This is a genomic window from Pontibacter virosus (assembly GCF_003096355.1).
In the GTDB taxonomy this organism is placed as follows: Bacteria; Bacteroidota; Bacteroidia; order Cytophagales; family Hymenobacteraceae; genus Pontibacter; species Pontibacter virosus.
Genome location: NZ_QEKI01000006.1, coordinates 144496 through 165678, shown reverse-complemented (window position 1 = coordinate 165678; position 21183 = coordinate 144496). Strand labels below are relative to the sequence as shown.

The following is a 21183-nucleotide window of genomic DNA, read 5'->3' as shown; positions in this document are numbered from 1 at the left end:
ACCTTATGCAAATAGAGTTAGCAAACGGGGGCTACTGCTGTGCCTCGCGGTCATCTTCATAGCGCTCTTTTTTAGCCTTTTCACGCAGCTTGTCGAACATCTTCCGGAAGCGCCCTGATTTCTTATCTTTCACATCGTCTATATCGGCCAGCAGAAAGCCAAACGGCTGCAAGGGTTCGTAGGCATCGAAAATCACTTTCAGGATCGCGATCATGGGTATGGAAATGATCATGCCGGCCGCCCCCCAGATCTCGCCACCAATCAACAAAGCCACGATGGCGGCAAAGGGGTTGATACTCACTTTAGAACCAACGACATAGGGTGTGATGAAGTTGCCTTCCAGAAACTGCACAAACATGAATACCAGCACTACCAGTACCGCCTCAAACAGACTGCCTGTTGTGGCCAGCGTGAACAGTGCAGGGAGCATGGCCCCAATCAGAATACCGATATAAGGAATGATTGTCAGGATAGAGGCAAACACGCCAAAGAAGATCGCATACTTGACACCGAGGATAAGCAAACCCGCCGAGTTGAGCAGGGAGACGATCACGATCACGATCATCAATCCCGAAATATAACTTTGTGCCACCAATTGTATGTTGTCGATGGTATGGTTCAGGCTGCCGCGGCGCTCTTTCGACACAAACTTGTACATAAACTGTTCGAGGTGATCGCGGTAATACAGGAAGCAGAACACGAAGATGGGCACAATGGTGATCATGGTCAGCGCGCCGGTGGTCAGGGAGATCGTGCTGCCAACGAAAGTAGTAGAAAGCTCGCGCAGCCCACCTACCGCATTCCGGAACAATTCACTTTTGTTAGCCGGCTGTATACCGAAATTGTGGTAAAGGTAGTCCTGCACCTTCATGATCAGGGCATCGAAGTTCTTGCCGATCGTGTCCAGTTCCGAGGTCAGACTGATGACCTGCATGGACAGAAACCAGATCACCAAGCCCAATACGATCACTACCAGCACAATGCTAATCAGAATGGCCAGGGCCCTTGGGAAACGAAATTTTTCAAGGTCACGGGTGAGGGGTAGTAAGAGTAAGGCAAAGAGCAGTGCGAAGACCAGCGGCATCAGAATTGACTTGAAGCTTTGCAAGGTCCAGATTGCGAGAAAAAGTCCCAGTAAAATGATGACATACTTAAAATACCGGGGTAATTTAATTTCCATAGGGTGCGTCTGTGTATAGGTGTACGGTCTGCTTTTGACCGCATTGAGTTAAGCAAATGTAATGCGCAAGTATAGTTAAATCTAAATATTTTTATGCTAATGAAATTAGCTAATTAATACCTATGTTTTTCTTCAGTTTTCGTGAACTGTATGTAATCTGCGATGGTTGTATAGAAGTAGTTGATGAATTCAACAAAATTAGCTATATTTGCTAACTAAAAATATTAGCAATATCCCGCTTTGGTAAACGAATCGGTCAGGCGCCGGAACTATTTGTAGCGTCTGATTTCTTTTATTTTTCTATATTTCCGAGTGATTCCACTAAATCAAATACACTTACGCTTACAGAATGGCAGAGTTAGAGCATAATTACAACGAAGACAGCATTCGCTCGCTGGAGCCCCGCGAACACATCAGGCTACGCCCCGGTATGTACATCGGCAAGTTGGGAGACGGTTCTTCGGCCGATGATGGTATTTACATTTTGGTGAAAGAGGTGATCGACAACTCCATCGACGAACACGTGATGGGTTTCGGCAAAACCATCGACATCAAGATTTCGGACCACAAGGTACAGGTGCGCGACTATGGCCGCGGTATTCCGCTGGGCAAGGTAATTGACTGCGTGAGCAAGATCAATACCGGTGGTAAGTACGACAGTAAGGCTTTCCAGAAGTCGGTTGGTCTAAACGGTGTGGGTACGAAAGCGGTAAACGCCCTTTCAAGCCAGTTCCGCATCCAGTCGGTGCGCGACGGGCAGATGAAGGCTGCTGAGTTTGAGCGTGGTGTGCTGACAAACGATCTTCCACTGGAGGCAACCTCGCAGCGCAACGGTACGCTCACGGTTTTCACGCCGGACGATACCATCTTCAAGAACTACCAGTACAATCCGGATTATCTGGAGAACCAGATATGGAACTACGTGTACCTGAACGCCGGTCTGACGATCAACTTCAACGGCAAGAAATTCTACTCTGAGAACGGCCTGCTCGATCTTTTGAGAAACAAAGCCGACGAGGAGAGCATGCGCTACCCGATCATCCACCTGAAAGGGAATGACATTGAGCTGGCCATAACACACGGTAACGACTACGGTGAGGAGTACTATTCTTTCGTGAACGGTCAGTATACGACCATGGGTGGTACGCACCTGGCGGCTTTCCGTACGGCGCTTGTTAAAACGATCCGCGACTTTTATAAAAAGGATTACGACGCTGCTGATATTCGCGGCTCCGTTGTGGGTGCCATTTCGCTGCGTGTGCAGGAGCCCGTGTTTGAGTCGCAGACCAAGACCAAACTGGGCTCGATTGACATGGGTCCGGATGGCCCGGCTGTGAACTCGTATATCAATGACTTCATCAAGGAGCACCTTGATAACTATCTCCGCATCAATCAGGCGACGGCTGAAGCGTTGAAGAAGCGTATTGAGCAAAGCGAGCGTGAGCGCAAGGACATGGCGGGTGTGAAGAAACTGGCCAACCAGCGCGCCAAGAAAGCCAACCTGCACAACCGCAAGCTGCGCGACTGCCGCCTGCACTTCAACGAGGACAAACACGAGAATGCCCTGCTTTCCACGCTCTTCATCACGGAGGGTGACTCGGCGAGTGGTTCCATCACCAAATCCCGCAACGTGGACACAGAGGCTGTTTTCAGTCTGAGAGGTAAGCCACTCAATTGCTTTGGTTTGAAGAAAAAGGTGGTGTACGAGAACGAGGAGTTTAACCTGTTGCAACACGCCCTGAACATTGAAGAAGGCCTGGAAGGTCTCAGGTATAACCGTGTGGTAATCGCCACCGACGCCGACGTGGACGGGATGCACATCCGTCTGCTGCTGCTCACGTTCTTCCTGCAGTTCTTCCCGGATCTTGTCAAGAACGGACACGTGTTCATTCTGGAAACGCCGCTTTTCCGCGTGCGCAACAAGAAAGAGACAATCTATTGCTACAACGAAACCGAAAAACAGGCTGCCATCGAGAAACTGGGCAAACGTCCGGAGATCACCCGCTTCAAGGGTTTGGGTGAGATCTCGCCAGATGAGTTTGGCAAGTTCATTGGCGATAATATCAAATTGAAGCCGGTGTTCCTGCAGAAGGATACAACGATCCAGAAAATGCTGAGCTACTACATGGGCAAGAACACGCCGGAGCGCCAGCAATTCATTATTGAGAATCTGAAGTTTGAGAAAGACATAGTTGAGGAAGTATATGCATAACGACGAACTGAACAACGAAGGTATAGAAAGAGAAGACGAGTTGGAGATCGCGTTCACAGACGGTGAGGAAGAGGTAATCCATAACGTAACCCCGGTTTCTGGTCTGTACGAGAACTGGTTCCTCGACTATGCTTCTTATGTAATATTAGAGCGTGCCGTACCCGCCATCGAGGACGGTCTGAAGCCGGTGCAGCGCCGCATCCTGCATGCGATGAAGGAAATGGACGATGGTCGCTTTAACAAGGTGGCCAACGTGATCGGTCAGACCATGCAGTACCATCCGCACGGTGACGCCTCAATCGGCGATGCGATGGTGAACCTGGGTCAGAAAGACCTTTTGATCGAGACGCAGGGTAACTGGGGCGATGTGCGCACAGGTGACAGCGCCGCTGCGCCGCGTTACATCGAGGCCCGCCTGTCTAAGTTTGCATTGGATGTGGTGTTCAATCCGCAGACGACGATCTGGCAGCTGAGTTACGACGGACGTAAGAACGAGCCGGTGACTTTGCCGGTAAAATTCCCGCTTCTGCTTGCGCAGGGTGTGGAAGGTATAGCCGTGGGGCTTTCGACCAAGATCATGCCGCACAACTTCAAAGAGTTGATCAAAGGCTCTATTGATGTGCTGAAGGGCCGCACGACGACCTTGCTGCCTGACTTCCCGAACGGCGGTATGGTAGACGTAACCAACTACAACCATGGTATGCGCGGCGGCAGAATCCGGGTACGTGCCACGATTGAGAAGGTAGACAAGACCATGCTCATCATCCGTGACGTGCCTTACGGCATCACGACTACGGGGCTGATGGAGTCGATCGTGAAAGCGAGTGAGAACAACAAGATCAAGATCAAGAAAGTAGTCGACAACACGGCTGCCGATGTGGAGATACAGGTACAATTGCCGCCGGGCGTGTCGCCTGACCTGACCATGGACGCACTCTACGCGTTCACGGACTGTGAAGTGTCTATTTCGCCTAATACCTGTGTGATCATCGACGACAAGCCGCACTTCCTGAGTGTGGACGAGCTGCTGCGCATTTCTACCTTTAAGACAGTAGACCTGCTCAAGCGCGAGCTCGAGATCCGCAAAGGTGAACTGGAAGACAAGTGGCACTACTCGTCATTGGAAAAGATCTTCATTGAGAACCGTATTTACCGCGACATCGAGGAGTGCGAGACCTGGGAAGCAGTGCTCGAGGCAATTGACAAAGGCCTTGATCCGTTCAAGAAGCTGTTGCGCCGTGAAGTAACTCAGGATGATATCATCCGCCTGACCGAGATCAAGATCAAGCGTATTTCAAAATTTGACTCTTTCAAAGCCGATGAGTACATCCATAAGCTGGAAGAAGAGATGGCTGAGGTGGATGACAACCTGGCCAACTTGATCCGCTATGCGATTGCCTATTTCGAAGGATTGCTGAAAAAGTATGGACAGGGACGTGACCGCAAGACGCAGGTGAAGACCTTCGATGTGATTACAGCACAGAAAGTTGCGATCGCCAACCAAAAGCTTTACATGAATGCCAAAGACGGCTTCATCGGAACAGGATTGCGCAAAGACGAATTCGTGTGCGACTGCTCTGACATGGACGACATTATCGTGTTCCGCAAGGACGGCAAGTTCACAGTGACCAAGGTAGCAGAGAAAACCTTTGTGGGCAAAGACATCATCATGGCCGGCGTTTACAACAAGAACGACGAACACATGGTCTACAACATGATCTACGTAGACGGCAAAACCGGTGTGTCCTTTGCGAAGCGTTTCTCCGTAAAGTCTATCACCCGCGACAAAGAGTACGACCTGACCAAGGGCAACAAAAACTCCAAGGTGCACTACCTGACAGCTAACCCGAATTCAGAGTCTGAGGTGGTGAATATCACCCTTGCCCCACAGTCAACGGCCCGTATCAAAACTTTCGACTATGACTTTGCCGAGTTGATGATAAAGGGCAAAGGGTCAAACGGTAATATCGTAACCAAGTATCCAATCAAGAAGGTGGTGCAGAAGAGTCTGGGCGAGTCAACCTTGGGCGGACGCGAGATTTTCTACGACGAGGTGATTGGTCGTCTGAACACCGAAGGCCGTGGCCGTTACCTGGGTTCATTCAACACCGACGATACGATTCTGGTGGTATACGAAGACGGTACCTACGAGCAGACCACGTTTGATCTGGCTAACCACTACACTGTGGAGAAGATCAAAGTGCTGCAGAAATTCGATCCGGAGTTGGTGGTATCCACTATTTATTACGAAGGGGAGAACAAAACCTATTACGTGAAGCGTTTCCGAATCGAGACATCTACGGTCGGCAAGAAATTCAGCTTTATTTCAGAGACCAAGAACTCAAGGATGGAAGCCGTTTCCACGCATCCGGTTCCGATGGCGACAATTAGTTTCAAGCGTTCGCTGCGCGGTGAGAAAGAGACGGAGAAACTGTTGCTCAGCGAATTCATCGACGTGAAAGGTTGGAAAGCCATGGGCAACAAGCTCAGCTACTTTAAGATTTACGACGTGAAGGTGCCTAAGTTAGAGGAGGTGGAGCAGGAAGAAAAGCCTAAAACTAAGAAAGTTACCACGAAACGAGAACCTGTAACATTGCCCTCCGAGTTGAAGGAACTAGCAGAGGAAGCAGCCAAAGTCAGTGGGGCTCAACTTGATGCGCTTGAAGCCGTAGAAGAACTATCAGAAGACGGCAGTGCAAAAAAGGCTCTGAAGAAAAGGAAGCAGCTGGATTTGTTCTAAATTAAATCCTTTTTTGCATAAGTCGTTTTAAAGCAATATATTAGGTTGCTGATTACATATTATGCGAATACTTATTAAAGCTATACCTGTTTTACTCATGATGCTCGGTTTCCTTGTTCGTCCAATGGACGCGCTGGGAGATTCCGGGCATGATGTGCTTTTAAAGAAGGCTTATGAGCTGAAAGAGCAATACAAGGAAACAGAGGCACTGGCCGTGTATGAGCAGATTATAGTAGCGGACGAGTCGAATTACGAAGCGCTTTGCCAAGCCAGTCTCCTGCACAGCCTGATGGGTAACCGATTCTCAGACGACACCCGCAAGCTCAATCATTTTAGCACCGCCAAAGACTACGCCCACCGTGCCTATTTGTTGGACTCTATGGATGCCCGTTCTAATTATGCCATGGCGCTTTCTCTGGCTTCCTTGGCCATGGTGTCAGGCCCGAAGCAGCGGTTAGCGATGATCAACCAGACAAAAGCATACCTGGATGGAGCCCTTGCAGCTGATGATAAATATGCAGATGCATGGCATTTGCTGGGCCGTTGGTACTTTAAAATGGCCAATCTCAATTTTGCAGAAATTACAGCTTACAAAGTAATGCTGGGTGGGATGGCAGAGAAACCGGCTACTAACAAAGACGCGATTTACGCTATGGAAATGGCTATTTTGCATAACCCTAATAACCTGCGCTATTATTTTGACCTGGCCAATATCTATCAGGAAATGAAAAACAAAGATGCTTGTGTGTATACGCTGCAGCGTGCCATGGCCCAGAACCTTGACCTACAAACGAAGGAGGAACTGGAGTTAAGCAGGCGCTGTAAAATGATGTTGCAAGCATATCAGAAGTAATAAGACATAACTGCAACACAAAGGGCCTGCTTCCATCCGGTGGCAGGCCCTTTGTGTTTCTTTAAAACTATAAGGCGGGTGATTTGTCGTTATTTAGGCAAATTATCTATAATTTAGCGGCAATCTAGATAGTAAGAATAGGCAGCACATGATGTCTCGTTGGGTCTTAAGTTGGGTAGTGGTGGTATGGATGCTTTCCGGTTGCGGCAAAGAAGAAGGTACCCGGGAGCAGATGGTAGACCTGGAGGCAGTGGCGGTGGAGGATCCTGCAAAACAGCTGGTCAGTCTAAGCGAAGCCATTGAGCGGTCGAAACGCGACGGCAGTCTGTACGCCAGGAGAGCCATGGTGCTGCTACGGCAGGATGAACTGGACAAGGCATTAAGCGATGTAAACGAAGCCATCAGGCTGTCTAAGGAGCCTGCCAACTTCTTTGTAAAAGCACAGGTGCTATACCTGATGGGCAGGCGTGAAGAGGCTTTGCCACTGGCGCTGCAGGCAGAAAGGAACTCGTTTGAAAGTTCATCGCTTTACGTGCTTTTGACGGAGCTATACCTGGACAAGGGCGAGTATGCGAAAGCGTCCCGATTTGCAAAGCAAGCGCTAGAACTGTCACCTGACGATCCATATGCGGTCTACTACAAGGGTAGAGTTTCGGAAGTGACCGGTGATACAGTAGTAGCAATCAGGCATTACCAGCAGGCGCTTGAGTTTAAGCCTGACTTTGCGGAAACACATCGCTCACTGGCGGGGCTATACCTGGCGCAGCCGGACTTGGCTCAGGCCAGAAAGCATACGGAGCACGGATTGCGACTCTCGCCAGAAGATCCTGAGTTGTGGCACTACAAAGGGGTGCTTCAACTGCAGTCAGCTCGTAAAGACAGTGCCCTGGCCAGCTTCGAAAAGGTGCTCGCTTTGTCAGACACAATGCAGGCGGCCCACTTTCAGTTGGCGCAGCTGCGGCATGGTCTGGGAGAGAATGAACTGGCCTTGCAGCACCTGGAGAATGCGCCGAGGTATAGCAAAGAGCTCAAATACCTGTCTGTGCGGGCAAGTAGCCTGGAGCGAACAGGGGAGAACCTGGCAGCCATGCGCACTTACGAGCGTATGCTGGCTATTGAGCCGAAACATACCTATGCCAGACAAAGTGTTGCCCGGCTCCGATATAGATTAGAAAGACCCAGACCCCAGCTCGACAGTATGGCTGTCAGGCAGCGGGGCTTTTAAAACGATACTAAGAAATAACATGATCAACATCACTTTGCCAGACGGCTCTGTACGCCAGTATCCGAAAGGCGTAACTGGCCTCGAGATCGCCACCAGCATTAGCGAGGGACTTGCCCGCAATGTTTTGGCCGTAAAGGTGAACGGTTCCGTTTGGGATCTGTCTCGCCCTATAGAAGAAGATGCCAGCGTGCAACTGCTCACCTGGAACGACGATCTGGGCAAAAATACATTCTGGCACTCCTCGGCCCACTTATTGGCTGAAGCGCTGGAAGAGCTATACCCAGGTATAAAATTCGGCATCGGACCGCCTGTTGAGAATGGCTTTTACTATGACGTGGACCTGGGCGAGGGCAAAACCTTTTCGCAGGATGACTTTGCCAAAGTAGAGCAGAAAATGCTGGAGTTGGCACGCGCAAAAAATGAGTATAAGCGTCAGGAGGTTTCAAAGGCCGATGCCATCCAATATTTCACCGAAAAAGGCGATCAATATAAGCTTGACTTGCTCCAGGACCTGGAAGAAGGAACTATTACCTTTTATACCCAGGGCAACTTCGTGGACCTTTGCCGCGGACCACATATCCCGAACACGGGCTTCATCAAGGCCGCCAAGCTGATGAACGTGGCCGGTGCCTATTGGAGAGGCGACGAGAAAAGCAAGCAGCTAACACGTATCTATGCCATCACCTTCCCGAAACAGAAGGAGCTGACAGAATACCTGGAGCGCCTGGAAGAAGCCAAAAAACGCGACCACCGCAAACTGGGCAAAGAACTGGAACTGTTCGCCTTTTCTGAGAAGGTAGGTATGGGCTTGCCACTGTGGTTGCCGAAAGGCACGTTGCTGCGCGAGCGACTCGAGCAGTTTATGCGCAAGGCCCAGGTGAAAGCAGGCTACCAGCCTGTGGTAACGCCACACATCGGCAGCAAGGAGCTATACGTTACTTCCGGTCACTACGAGAAGTATGGCGCTGACTCATTCCAACCGATCAAGACGCCGAACGAGAACGAGGAGTTCCTGCTAAAGCCGATGAACTGCCCGCACCACTGCGAGATCTACAAAACCCGTCCGCGCTCTTACAAAGAGCTGCCGGTACGTTTTGCTGAGTTTGGTACCGTGTACCGCTACGAGCAAAGCGGCGAGCTGCACGGTCTGACCCGCGTGCGTGGCTTTACTCAGGACGATGCGCACATTTTCTGCCGTCCGGACCAGGTGAAGGAAGAGTTCATCAAGGTAATTGACTTAGTGCTGTACGTGTTCAAGGCGCTTGGTTTTGAAGACTATACCGCCCAGGTTTCCCTGCGTGATCCGGAGAACAAAGCCAAATACATCGGTTCAGACGAGAACTGGGAGAAAGCCGAAAGCGCCATTATCGAGGCTGCCGCGGAAAAGGGGCTCACCACTGTAACCGAACTGGGCGAAGCCGCGTTTTACGGTCCAAAGCTTGACTTTATGGTGCGCGATGCGCTGGGCCGCAAGTGGCAGTTGGGAACTATTCAGGTGGATTATAACTTACCAGAAAGGTTCCAGCTCGAATACATCGGCGCTGACAATGCCAAACATCGCCCTGTGATGATCCACCGTGCGCCATTTGGCTCCTTGGAGCGCTTTGTGGCTGTGCTGATCGAGCACTGCGGCGGAAATTTCCCGCTGTGGCTTAGCCCGGAGCAATTTGCCATTCTGCCTATATCTGAGAAGTACCAGGACTTTGCACAACAGGTATACGACCAGCTGCAGCAGAACGATATCCGGGGTTTTGTAGACAACCGGGATGAGAAGATCGGACGGAAGATCCGCGATGCAGAAGTGAGCAAGGTGCCTTACATGCTGATCGTCGGGGAGAAGGAGCAGGAAAACGGCGTCGTGTCGGTGCGCAAGCACGGAGAAGGCGATCTGGGCACGATGACTGTGGATGAGTTCATCGCTACTTTTCAGTCAAAAATTGCTGAGATGCTGAACAATTAGCAAGAGATATTTTTTTCTTGATATAAAATGTGCGATATTCGCACCCTGATTTATAAACTTAATTTAAGGAGGTAAAACTATAGCTACGCCAAACAAGCGCTACATCCCACGCGGAAAAGTGGAGGAGCCATACAAAGTCAATGATAAAATAACTGCCAGAGAAGTCCGGTTAGTTGGTGACAATGTAGAGCAGGGAGTGTTCTCAACCAGAGATGCTCAGAAAATAGCGAACGAGCAGAATCTTGACCTGGTTGAGATTTCGCCAACTGCTAATCCACCGGTTTGCCGTATCATCGACTACTCGAAATTCAAGTACGAGCAGAAGAAGAAAACCCGTGAGATGAAAGCCAAAGCTCAGAAGGTAGTCATCAAGGAGATCCGTTTCGGCCCTAACACAGATGACCACGACTTTGAGTTTAAGCTGAAACATGCGAAAGCTTTCCTGGAGAGTGGGTTTAAGATCAAGTCTTATGTGCACTTTGTCGGTCGTACGATCGTGTTCAAGGAAAGAGGCGAGATCCTGCTGCTGAAGTTTGCCCAGGCGCTGGAAGACATTGCGAAGGTGGAGCAATTGCCAAAGCTGGAAGGAAAGAGAATGTTCCTGATCCTTTCACCGAAAGTAGCACCTCCCGTTAAAAAGTAATTTGTTTAATTAATTATATACACATGCCAAAAGTTAAAACAAAATCTGGTGCAAAGAAGCGTTTTTCTTTGACAGGTACTGGCAAAATTAAGCGTAAGCACGCTTACAAGAGCCACATCCTGACCAAGAAGACGACGAAGCAGAAGCGTAACTTGACACACACTGGCCTTGTTAGCACAGCTGATATGGACAGAGTGAAACTCATGCTTCAAATCTAATTCCCCGGAGTTAGAACGGTTAATTTTTCAGTACGAACCCGGTGCCTGGTCTTTTGAAGATTAAAGCTTAATCACCAGCCGCCAAAACTTTTTAGAAATGCCTAGATCGGTAAACGTTGTCGCAGCGCGACACAGAAGAAAAAAAATGATGAAAATGGCCAAAGGTTACTTTGGCCGTCGCAAGAATGTCTGGACAGTTGCGAAAAACGCAATTGAAAAAGGTTTGCTTTATGCTTACCGTGACAGAAAAGCGAAAAAGAGAGATTTCCGCGCCCTTTGGATCCAGCGTATCAACGCAGGTGCACGTGAGCATGGCATGTCTTACTCTCAGCTAATGGGCGCTTTGAAAAAAGCGAACATCGACCTGAACCGTAAAGTACTTGCTGACCTGGCGATGAACCATCCGGAAGCTTTCAAGAGCATCGTTGACAAAGTAAAGTAATTTACTTTCGCTATATGACCAAAAAGGGCCTGACGCAAGTCAGGCCCTTTTTGCGTTTATACCCATTGCAAACTAATCAAAGTCATCTTTGCGCATGATAGCAGTCATCGCTTGGGGCGGGTAAGTTGCGCTACTTCGCATCGTTACGGTCGCGCGTACGCATGCTGGCAAGTTCGGCATGGTCAACACGCATTCAGTGGCAGTTCTCACCATTAAAACGTTGCAAATATGAAAGTGAGTTTTACACCGAAAATGTTGCTGCTATTGCTGCTAGTATTGTACCCACTGGAAGCAGCCTGGGCGCAGCTATACCTGACACCGCAGGTCAGGCCCAGAGCGGAGTGGCGAAATGGCTACCAAAGCTTGCCTGATGGACAAAACGGGGCCTTCTTTGTAAACCAGCGCTCCAGGCTTACACTCGACTACAAGCAGGACAAAGTACAGATGCGGTTTAGCTTGCAGGACGTCAGGGTCTGGGGTGACGAGCCGCACTTAAAGGACACTCCTTCCACAGCCATGCATGAAGCCTGGGGTGAGTTTGCCTTATCAGATAGGTTCTCCGTAAAGTTGGGTCGTCAGGAGTTCGTTTACAACAACGACCGCCTGCTGGGTAATGTGGACTGGGTGCAGCAAGCCCGCAGCCATGACGGTCTGCTGCTGAAAGCCAGGTGGGAAGGTATAAGCGTGGATGCCGGTGGTGCCTTTAACCAGGAGAAAGAAACTCTGTTCGACACGCACTACCGGCTGAACAATTACAAAGTATTGGGATTTTTATGGGCGCATAAAAAGTTAAATGATCAGTTGTCTGTTTCGGCCATGCACATCAGCGACGGTTTTCAAAGACCTGACACGGTGGGAGGCGTATACTTCCGGCATACGTATGGCCTGGACCTCAACTACCTGCAGGAACGTGTGCAACTCAACGGCTCGCTGTACAGGCAGTCAGGCGAACACAGCAGCGGGAAAAAGATAGCGGCCTACCTGGCGGTAGCAGAGGCGGCCTATACCTTCCAGCCTTTCCGGTTTACGGTAGGGACCACTTATTTGTCAGGTATGGCCGGACACGAGCGTAAGGTGCATACTTTTAACACGCTGTACGCCACGAACCATAAGTTCTACGGCTTCATGGACTACTTTATAAACGTTCCGGCCGATACACGGCAGGGCGGTCTGCACAACAACTACCTCAAGATCGGCTACACCCCAAAAGCCAGGTATAGCTTTTCCGTGGACTACCACTACTTTGCGCTGGCTAAGAACCTGAGTGCCACTGAAAGACTCCCGGCGACAAGCAATCGCTACCTGGGCTCTGAGATTGATGCCGTACTCCAATACAAGCACTCCGATCAGATACAGTTTTTCCTGGGGTACAGCAGTCTGTTTGCAGGCAATACTATGGAAGCAATTAAGCCCGGCAATGCTTCAAGTTACGCCGACTGGGGATGGGTGATGGTCAGCATTCAGCCGCGGATCCTGCTGAAATCATTTGATAAAGAGTGAGAAGGGCATAAAAAAAGCCCCGGACTTGCATCCAGGGCTCTGTAGCGGGGAGCAGAATCGAACTGCCGACCTCAGGGTTATGAATCCTGCGCTCTAACCATCTGAGCTACCCCGCCGAATTGTGGTGCAAATATAAGCGGTTAGTTTTAAAAAAAGCAACAATCGATGCACAAAAAAATATTTTATTTTCTGTATATTTAGCAAATCAGAAATTAATACTATACTTACTCAGTCACTTACAACAACAGATAATGAAAGCTACAAAGACGAAATTTGTGCGTGAGTATCCTATAAATGCATCTGCCCGTTTGCTGTACCCATACCTGAGCACCCTAAGTGGTCTTTCGCAGTGGTTTTGTGACGACGTTTCCATAAACGAGGACAAGGTTTACAACTTCTTCTGGGATGGACGCAACCATTACGCTGAGATGACGAGCCACCGTACGAATCGTTCTGTTCGCTTTCTTTTCCTCAACGATGACAAAACACACACTTCAGATCCATCTTATATCGATTTTTCGATCGAATCAAGCGAACTGACGCAGGAGCAGTATCTGAAAGTGGTAGACTACTCAGAGGAAGATGACGAGGAAGAGTTGGAGGAGCTGTGGGAGCATTTGATGCAGAAACTACGTGAAATAGTAGGAGGGTAGCACATCTTATCACCAAAGGCTTATCTTTGCACGATTTTTGGAAGACCGGTGTTTAAGAAAATAACCGGGTTTTCTGACGCCCGCATGCCAATTGGCCAACATGAAGAAACTAGATAAGCTAATACTTAAATCCTTTGCCGGCCCTTTCTTGCTCACGTTTGCCATCGTGGAGTTTATTCTGCTCACGCAGTATATGCTTAAATACCTCGATGAACTGGTGGGAAAAGACCTGGGGTACGACGTTTTTGCAGAGCTGCTGTTCTATTTCAGCATCAACATGGCGCCTGTCGCCCTTCCACTTGCGGTACTGCTTTCCGCATTGATGACCTTCGGTACCCTGGGAGAGCACCACGAACTTACCGCCATCAAGACGTCTGGTGTAGCCTTGCCGCGTATTTTGCGCCCCGTAGCCTTTTTTGTAATTGCGCTCTCCATCGGAGCCTTTTTCTTTAATAACTACGTTGTTCCGAAGGCAAACCTCAAAGCCTATAGTCTGTTGTGGGATATCAGGCAGAAAAAGCCGGCCATGAACTTCAAGGAAGGCGCCTTTTACAACGGCTTGCCCGGCTATAGCATTAAAATAAATGAGAAGCTGAATGACGGGCGCTCCCTGCGGGACATCATGATCTACGACCACTCCAAAGGTGGCAACAATACGACGGTGATACTGGCCGACTCGGGGCAGATGTATACCGAATACGATGACAATTACCTGATTCTGGAATTGTTCCGCGGTAATACCTACGTTGATCAGAACAACGGGGGATTCCGAAATTCATCGGAGCAGTTTGTGCGCGAAAAGTTTGACGCCACCAAGATCATTTTCAGCCTGGCCTCTTTTGAGCTGGACCGTACCCGCGAAGAGCTTTTCTCGGATAACAAAATGATGAAAGACATCGGGCAGCTGACGGCGGTAACAGATTCATTGCGTCGCTCGGGTGTCCGGGAGCAGCGGATGTATGCTCCTAACGTGGATCCCTTTTACATGTATTTTAAAGCGGATACAGGGCAGGTGAAGAATGGCCTTCCACTCACCAAAGTATTGCCGGACTCTGTGCACGAGCAAAAGGCTTTGTCACCCATCACGGCGGACGTCATGCTGGCTGCAGCCAATAAAGCCCGCAATGTAAAGAGTTTTACGTCGAGCTATAAAGAGCGTGTGGCTACGCTTGGCCGAGATGCCAACAACTATGAAATTGAAATCTGGCGCAAGTACACCCAGTCATTTGCCATCCTGATCATGTTTCTGATCGGTGCGCCGCTGGGAGCCATCATTAAGAAGGGTGGTTTGGGCGTGCCAGTGATCATTTCCATTATGTTTTTCATTGTGATGTACGTGCTGGGCATATTAGGTGAGAAGTGGGCGAGGGAAGGCCTGATTTCGGTGGAGGCAGGGATGTGGGGCGCGAACGCCATCCTGCTGCCGATTGGCTTGTTCTTTCTGTACCAGGCGCAGAACGACTCGAGCCTGCTGGAAGTAGACTTCTGGCGCAAGCTGATGACCCGTTTAAAGCGCAGCAAAATATAGAACTGCACCAAAATAACTCGCTGCAAATAGTTTTTTAATATAGATATTTTATTTAACTTTGCGGCTTATACGGGATACTATCCACTGAATATAACAGATTGATATTTTTTATACGCAATGAAATTAACTACTGAAGCGAAACAAGAAATTTTTGAGAAGCACAGCCTGAGCAAGTCTAAGACAGACACGGGTTCTGCAGAAGGCCAGATCGCGCTGTTCACTACGCGCATTGCTGATCTGACAGAGCACCTGAAGGTTCATAAGAAAGACTTCGGCACTCGTCTTGGTCTTCTTAAGCTGGTAGGTAAAAGAAGAAGACTTCTGAACTACCTGCAGAAAAATGACATTGAAAGATACAGAGCGATCATCGCCGAGCTTGGTATCCGTAAATAAGCTTATAGAAAATTAGGGAATTTCTGACAGGGATTCCCTATTTTTTTCTGCCCCTTTTATAATCCCCCTTCCTCTTTGCCAGTACCCCAGCAGCGGCTGCAAACGGTAGCCCTGTTTATTTGATGCTAAAAAATAATAATTGAAGATGTCACAAAACGCGATCACAAAAACAATCTTTCTTCCGGATGGCCGGGAGATCACTATCGAAACTGGTAAATTAGCCAAGCAGGCTGACGGTTCTGTAGTAGTAAAAATGGGCACCACCATGCTACTGGCAGCTGTCGTTTCTAATAAAGAAGCCCGCGAGGGAGTTGACTTTCTACCCCTTTCAGTGGACTATCAGGAGAAGTTTGCTTCATCTGGTAAAATCCCGGGAGGTTTCCTCAAAAGAGAGGCACGCCTTTCTGACTACGAAATTTTGATATCACGTCTGGTTGACCGCATTCTGCGCCCTATGTTCCCGGGTGACTACCATGCCGAAACCCAGATGACTATACATATGATCTCGGCAGACGCAGAGATCATGCCGGATGCCCTGGCGGCACTGGCAGCTTCTGCAGCCCTCGCTGTTTCTGACATTCCTTTCAACGGTCCTATCTCCGAAGTGCGCGTAGCGCGCATCGACGGTCAGTTTGTGATCAACCCGAAAGTTTCTGACCTTAAGAACGCAGACATCGACATGATCGTAGGTGGCTCAATCGACAGCGTGGCGATGGTAGAGGGTGAGATGAACGAGGTGTCTGAAGAGGAAATGCTGGAGGCAATCGCCTTCGCACACGAAGCGATCAAAGTACAGTGCCAAGCGCAGATGGAGCTTGCCGAAATGGTAGGCAAACTGCAGAAGCGTGAGTATTCCCATGAAACACATGATGACGAGCTTCGCCAGAAGGTATATGCGGCCACTTACGACAAGGCTTATGAAGTAGCCAAGCGTGGCCGTGCCAACAAAGCTGAGCGCAAAGAAGGATTTGCCGCCGTACTGAACGAGTTCGTTGAGTCGCTGGGTGAGGAGCATGGCTATGACATGGGCCTGATCAAGACCTACTACCACGATGTTGAGAAGGATGCCGTTCGTAAGATGATCCTCAATGACCGTGTGCGTCTGGATGGCCGTCAGTTGAATGAGATCCGTCCTATCTGGTCAGAGATCAACTACCTGCCAGCTACGCACGGTTCAGCCGTATTCACACGAGGTGAGACACAATCCCTGACTACAGTTACATTGGGTACCAAACTGGACGAGCAGATGATCGACAGTGCGATGGTATCCGGTTACAATAAGTTTTTGCTGCACTATAACTTCCCTGCCTTCTCAACAGGTGAGGTGAAGCCAAACAGAGGTCCTGGCCGTCGTGAGATCGGTCACGGTAACCTGGCACTCAGAGCCCTTAAGAAAGTGCTTCCTGCTGATTCTGAGAACCCATACACGATCCGTATCGTGTCTGACATCCTGGAGTCTAACGGTTCTTCTTCTATGGCCACGGTATGTGCTGGTTCGCTTGCCCTAATGGACGCAGGCGTTCCTGTAAAGGACGGCGTTTCAGGTATAGCCATGGGCTTGATCACAGACGAGAGCACAGGCAACTTTGCCGTTCTTTCTGACATCCTGGGTGATGAAGACCACTTAGGTGATATGGACTTTAAAGTAGCTGGTACCAGCAAAGGTATTACTGCCTGCCAGATGGACATTAAAGTACAGGGCTTGTCTCACGATGTATTGAGCCAGGCACTTGCTCAGGCAAGAGAAGGTCGTCTGCACATTCTCAACGAGATGAACAAGACCATTTCTTCTCCTAACCCTGATTACAAGCCACATACGCCTCGTTCATTCAACATCGTGATTGACAAGGAGTTTATCGGCGCCGTGATCGGACCAGGTGGTAAAGTAATTCAGCAGATCCAAAAAGACACGGGTGCTACTATTCTTATCGAAGAGAAGAACGAGAAAGGCCATGTGAACATCTTTGCTACTGATCAGGACTCTATGAACAGTGCGGTAGCCAAAATCAAGGCAATTGTTTCGCAGCCTGAGATTGGAGAGATTTACATTGGTAAAGTGAAATCTATCCAGCCTTATGGTGCCTTTGTAGAGTTCATGCCAGGTAAAGACGGTTTGCTGCACATTTCAGAGATTAAGCATGAGCGCCTCGAGACAATGGACGGCGTGCTGGAAATTGGTGAAGAAGTGAAGGTGAAGCTGATCGACGTTGATAAGAAGACGGGTAAGTTCAAGCTGTCACGTAAGGCTATACTACCAAAGCCGGGCGCTGAAGCGCAACAATAATCATTAAATCTTATACTCCTGATGCCCGTTCCGTATAAGGCGGAGTGGCGTCAGGAGTATTATGTTTTGACGTCGCGTAAATGCTTCTTGATTTTATTCTTAAAATGTAAGAACTTTGCGCGATTTTCTGATGTTACCCCAACGAGCCCAGAATTAAGATTTTCACATTTTTTGTAATAACAATATACTCTGATGAGACAACTCAAGATAAGCAAACAGATCACCAACCGCGAAAGCCAGTCGCTTGATAAATACCTGCAGGAGATTGGTAAAGTCGATTTGCTTACGCCGGATGAGGAGGTATCGCTTGCTCAGAGAATCAAAGAGGGAGATCAGTTTGCACTTGAGAAGTTGACCAAAGCCAACCTGCGTTTCGTTGTGTCAGTAGCAAAGCAGTACCAGAACCAGGGCCTTTCGCTAGGCGACCTTATTAACGAGGGTAACCTGGGTCTGATCAAAGCTGCCAAGCGTTTTGATGAAACAAGAGGTTTCAAGTTCATCTCTTATGCAGTTTGGTGGATCCGTCAGTCTATTCTGCAGGCATTGGCCGAGCAGTCTCGTATCGTGCGTCTTCCGCTGAACCGTGTTGGTTCTCTTAACAAGATATCTAAGTCTTTCTCTGAACTAGAGCAGAAATTTGAGCGCGAGCCTTCTCCGGAAGAGATCGCAGAGGTGCTTGAATTGACAACTGCTGAAGTTGTTGACACACTCAAAATCTCTGGCCGTCACGTGTCAGTAGATGCTCCGTTTGTGCAGGGAGAGGAAAACCGCCTGTTGGATGTGCTTGAAAACGAAGACGAAGAGTCACCTGACACAGGTCTGATGAACGACTCGCTCCGTAAGGAAGTGCAGCGTGCTTTGTCTACCCTTACCAAACGTGAGGCTGATGTAATCACGCTTTACTTCGGTCTGAACGGCGAGCATTCACTCACGCTGGAAGAAATCGGGGAGAAGTTTAACCTGACCCGCGAGCGTGTGCGTCAGATCAAGGAGAAAGCGATCCGAAGACTACGTCATACCTCCAGAAGCAAAGCATTGAAGCCTTATTTAGGTTAGGCTAATAAAAACACTGTAAAGAGCCCTGTCCGTAAGGTCAGGGCTCTTTGTATTTCTGGCTGTTGCTGCTTGTTGTCTACCGAGTATATGCTAATTAACACAGGAAGTATGCAGGCAGAGCATCATATTTTTTGTATACTTGCAACCAATTTCGAATAAGCCTTACATATAATGGAAATAGAAAAAGTAAAATGCCTGATCATCGGCTCAGGCCCCGCTGGATATACAGCAGCTATCTATGCCTCCCGTGCCGGACTTAACCCCGTGCTGTACCAAGGTTTACAGCCCGGCGGACAGCTTACCATAACCAATGATGTAGAAAATTATCCGGGCTACCCGGATGGCATTAACGGCCCGCAGATGATGGAGGACTTTAAGCGCCAGGCCGAGCGTTTTGGAACCGATGTTAGGTATGGCATCGCCACAGCTGTAGATTTCTCTTCGCAGCCGCACAAAGTTACGATTGACGACCAGAAGGTAATTGAGGCGCATGCTGTGATCATTTCCACAGGTGCATCAGCCAAATGGCTGGGTATGGAGTCAGAAGCCCGTCTGAATGGCAATGGGGTTAGTGCCTGTGCCGTTTGCGATGGTTTCTTCTATCGTGGACAGGATGTAGCGGTTGTAGGTGCCGGCGATACGGCGGCTGAAGAGGCAACCTATCTTGCCAACATCTGCAAGAAGGTGTACATGATCGTACGCCGGGATGAGATGCGTGCTTCTACGATCATGCAGGAGCGCGTGAAGAAAACCAAAAACATTGAAATTCTATGGAACTCAGTGACTGACGAGATCCTGGGTGAAGAAGTAGTAGATGCAGTGCGTGTGCGCAATGTGCTGACAGATGAACTGCGCGAAATTCCTGTAAGTGGCTTTTTCGTGGCGATCGGCCACCAGCCTAACTCGGGTATTTTTGCTGACTACCTGAACCTGGATGAAAACGGTTATATCCGCACCATTCCGGGGACGAGCAAAACCAATATCGACGGCGTGTTTGCCTGCGGCGATGTACAGGACTTTACGTACCGCCAGGCTGTGACGGCAGCCGGCACAGGTTGCATGGCCGCGCTTGATGCCGAGCGCTATCTGGCTGCACAGGATTTGCACTAAATATTACGATAGGTCAAACCCGTCCACCACATTCTTTTTAGACCGGACAGGGTATGACCACAATAAAATGGCGTTGCTGTAGTTAATTTTGCGACATTGAGCTTTTTAAATCAGCTCCGCCTAATATTCAATATAATGCTAAAGTATAAAGCACCCCTTACGATTGCACTCTTTTTGCTCTGTCTCGTTTCCGGGACAGGCAGTGCCTTTGCTCAGGGTAAGGTCAAAGACCTATTTAAGGTAAAATCACCTAAAATAGACTATGTACGGCCTGATACCACGATCCTGATTAAGTATGAGGAGTTTCCGGAGGATGATTCGGACGCTGGCAAGTCTATTTTCTTTAACCCCAAAAAGGAGCTCTCGATCGTCAGTGAAGATACGTCAGAACTTGACTTAGGGGAGCAGCACATCGTAGAAGTGTCAGAGGAAGTACTGATCGACTCTACCTGGATCAAGATTGCAGGCTACTACGCCATTTGGGACACGCGGAACATTAACCCATACCGTATGGATGGCCGTCAGTTAAAGGACACAGTGGATATAACGCTCTACGATCCCAGAGTCAAACGCGACTACAAAATGCCTTTGGAGAAGACACCTGTGACAAGCCGCTTCGGACACAGGGGCTATCGCTGGCACTATGGCACTGACATTGACCTGAACACCGGCGACTCTATTTATGCCGCTTTTGACGGGGTAGTACGCATCAATAAGTGGGATGGCGGAGGCTACGGCAACTACATCGTTTTACGTCATTACAACGGCTTAGAAACGCTTTACGGTCACATGAGTAGGACCATCGCTGAGACCGGGCAGTTTGTAAAGGCAGGCGAAGTAATTGGTTTAGGCGGTAGCACCGGCCGTAGTTCCGGACCACACCTGCACTATGAGGTGCGTTACCAGGGCAACCCGCTCGATCCGGAGTTGATGTATGACTTTCCTGACTATTTACTCAAAGGACAAAGCTTTGTCATTACATCAGCATTATTCAACTACTATAATAAATCAAAGGGCAGTAGCAGCGGTTCCCGCAAATCAACCTATCATAAGGTGCGGAGCGGCGACACGCTGTCAGGTATAGCAAAGCGCTACGGTGTTTCTGTTAGCCAGATCACTAAACTGAACGGTATTAGCACCCGTACTACCCTGAAGGTTGGACGCTCGCTCCGAGTTAGATAAGTAA

At 49.1% G+C, this 21183-nt stretch carries 17 protein-coding genes and 1 tRNA gene; 16 read left to right on the top strand and 2 right to left on the bottom strand.

Going from position 1 to position 21183, the window contains the following annotated elements; all coding sequences use genetic code 11:
- Nucleotides 1-31 precede the first annotated feature (31 nt).
- Complete coding sequence (locus C8E01_RS11255) at nt 32-1180, bottom strand: AI-2E family transporter (protein WP_116543539.1); 1149 nt, start codon at nt 1178-1180, stop codon at nt 32-34.
- Between the two features lie 349 nt (nt 1181-1529).
- Here C8E01_RS11255 and C8E01_RS11250 point away from each other — a divergent pair, with 349 nt between their 5' ends.
- From C8E01_RS11250 to C8E01_RS11210, 9 genes are all read left to right on the top strand, one after another.
- Nucleotides 1530-3392, top strand: a complete 1863-nt coding sequence (locus tag C8E01_RS11250) for a DNA topoisomerase IV subunit B (RefSeq protein WP_116543538.1) — start codon at nt 1530-1532, stop codon at nt 3390-3392.
- Nucleotides 3385-6132, top strand: coding sequence for a DNA gyrase/topoisomerase IV subunit A (locus C8E01_RS11245; RefSeq protein ID WP_116543537.1), 2748 nt, complete (start codon nt 3385-3387; stop codon nt 6130-6132). Before C8E01_RS11250 ends, C8E01_RS11245 begins: the two co-directional genes overlap by 8 nt.
- Before the next feature lie 61 nt (nt 6133-6193).
- Entirely contained in the window at nt 6194-6985 is a 792-nt protein-coding gene (locus C8E01_RS11240; RefSeq protein WP_116543536.1) for a tetratricopeptide repeat protein, read from the top strand.
- 148 nt (nt 6986-7133) lie between these two features.
- Nucleotides 7134-8210, top strand: coding sequence for a tetratricopeptide repeat protein (locus C8E01_RS11235; protein ID WP_116543535.1), 1077 nt, complete (start codon nt 7134-7136; stop codon nt 8208-8210).
- A 19-nt stretch (nt 8211-8229) separates the two neighbouring features.
- Nucleotides 8230-10170 carry a threonine--tRNA ligase gene (gene thrS / locus C8E01_RS11230; protein ID WP_116543534.1) on the top strand — a complete coding sequence of 647 codons (1941 nt, stop codon included), beginning with the start codon at nt 8230-8232 and terminating at the stop codon, nt 10168-10170.
- 118 nt (nt 10171-10288) lie between these two features.
- On the top strand, nt 10289-10813 hold the full coding sequence (gene infC / locus C8E01_RS11225) for a translation initiation factor IF-3 (RefSeq protein ID WP_116543533.1): 525 nt from the start codon (nt 10289-10291) through the stop codon (nt 10811-10813).
- Nucleotides 10814-10836: 23 nt separating this feature from the next.
- Nucleotides 10837-11031, top strand: a complete 195-nt coding sequence (rpmI, locus tag C8E01_RS11220) for a 50S ribosomal protein L35 (protein ID WP_076666337.1) — start codon at nt 10837-10839, stop codon at nt 11029-11031.
- A 97-nt stretch (nt 11032-11128) separates the two neighbouring features.
- Entirely contained in the window at nt 11129-11473 is a 345-nt protein-coding gene (gene rplT, locus C8E01_RS11215) for a 50S ribosomal protein L20 (protein WP_007656428.1), read from the top strand.
- Nucleotides 11474-11701: 228 nt separating this feature from the next.
- Nucleotides 11702-12973, top strand: a complete 1272-nt coding sequence (locus C8E01_RS11210; RefSeq protein WP_116543532.1) for an alginate export family protein — start codon at nt 11702-11704, stop codon at nt 12971-12973.
- Between the two features lie 42 nt (nt 12974-13015).
- Here the strand turns inward: C8E01_RS11210 and C8E01_RS11205 are convergent.
- Nucleotides 13016-13089: transfer RNA gene (locus C8E01_RS11205), tRNA-Met, on the bottom strand.
- Between the two features lie 135 nt (nt 13090-13224).
- Here C8E01_RS11205 and C8E01_RS11200 point away from each other — a divergent pair.
- The 7 genes from C8E01_RS11200 to C8E01_RS11170 all read left to right on the top strand — a co-directional run bounded on the left by C8E01_RS11200 (nt 13225) and on the right by C8E01_RS11170 (nt 21179).
- The gene (locus C8E01_RS11200) at nt 13225-13626 is read left to right on the top strand and encodes an START-like domain-containing protein (protein ID WP_116543531.1); all 402 of its coding nucleotides are present in this window, start codon (nt 13225-13227) and stop codon (nt 13624-13626) included.
- Nucleotides 13627-13726: 100 nt separating this feature from the next.
- Nucleotides 13727-15154 carry an LptF/LptG family permease gene (locus C8E01_RS11195; protein WP_116543683.1) on the top strand — a complete coding sequence of 476 codons (1428 nt, stop codon included), beginning with the start codon at nt 13727-13729 and terminating at the stop codon, nt 15152-15154.
- A gap of 117 nt (nt 15155-15271) precedes the next feature.
- The gene (gene rpsO, locus C8E01_RS11190) at nt 15272-15547 is read left to right on the top strand and encodes a 30S ribosomal protein S15 (protein WP_116543530.1); all 276 of its coding nucleotides are present in this window, start codon (nt 15272-15274) and stop codon (nt 15545-15547) included.
- A 145-nt stretch (nt 15548-15692) separates the two neighbouring features.
- Nucleotides 15693-17831 (top strand): polyribonucleotide nucleotidyltransferase, encoded by a 2139-nt coding sequence (pnp, locus tag C8E01_RS11185; protein WP_116543529.1) that lies wholly within the window; start codon nt 15693-15695, stop codon nt 17829-17831.
- Between the two features lie 192 nt (nt 17832-18023).
- Nucleotides 18024-18887, top strand: coding sequence for a sigma-70 family RNA polymerase sigma factor (locus tag C8E01_RS11180; protein ID WP_007656436.1), 864 nt, complete (start codon nt 18024-18026; stop codon nt 18885-18887).
- Nucleotides 18888-19058: 171 nt separating this feature from the next.
- Nucleotides 19059-19997 (top strand): thioredoxin-disulfide reductase, encoded by a 939-nt coding sequence (gene trxB, locus C8E01_RS11175; RefSeq protein WP_116543528.1) that lies wholly within the window; start codon nt 19059-19061, stop codon nt 19995-19997.
- Between the two features lie 135 nt (nt 19998-20132).
- Nucleotides 20133-21179 carry a M23 family metallopeptidase gene (locus C8E01_RS11170; RefSeq protein ID WP_116543527.1) on the top strand — a complete coding sequence of 349 codons (1047 nt, stop codon included), beginning with the start codon at nt 20133-20135 and terminating at the stop codon, nt 21177-21179.
- Nucleotides 21180-21183: the final 4 nt, after the last annotated feature.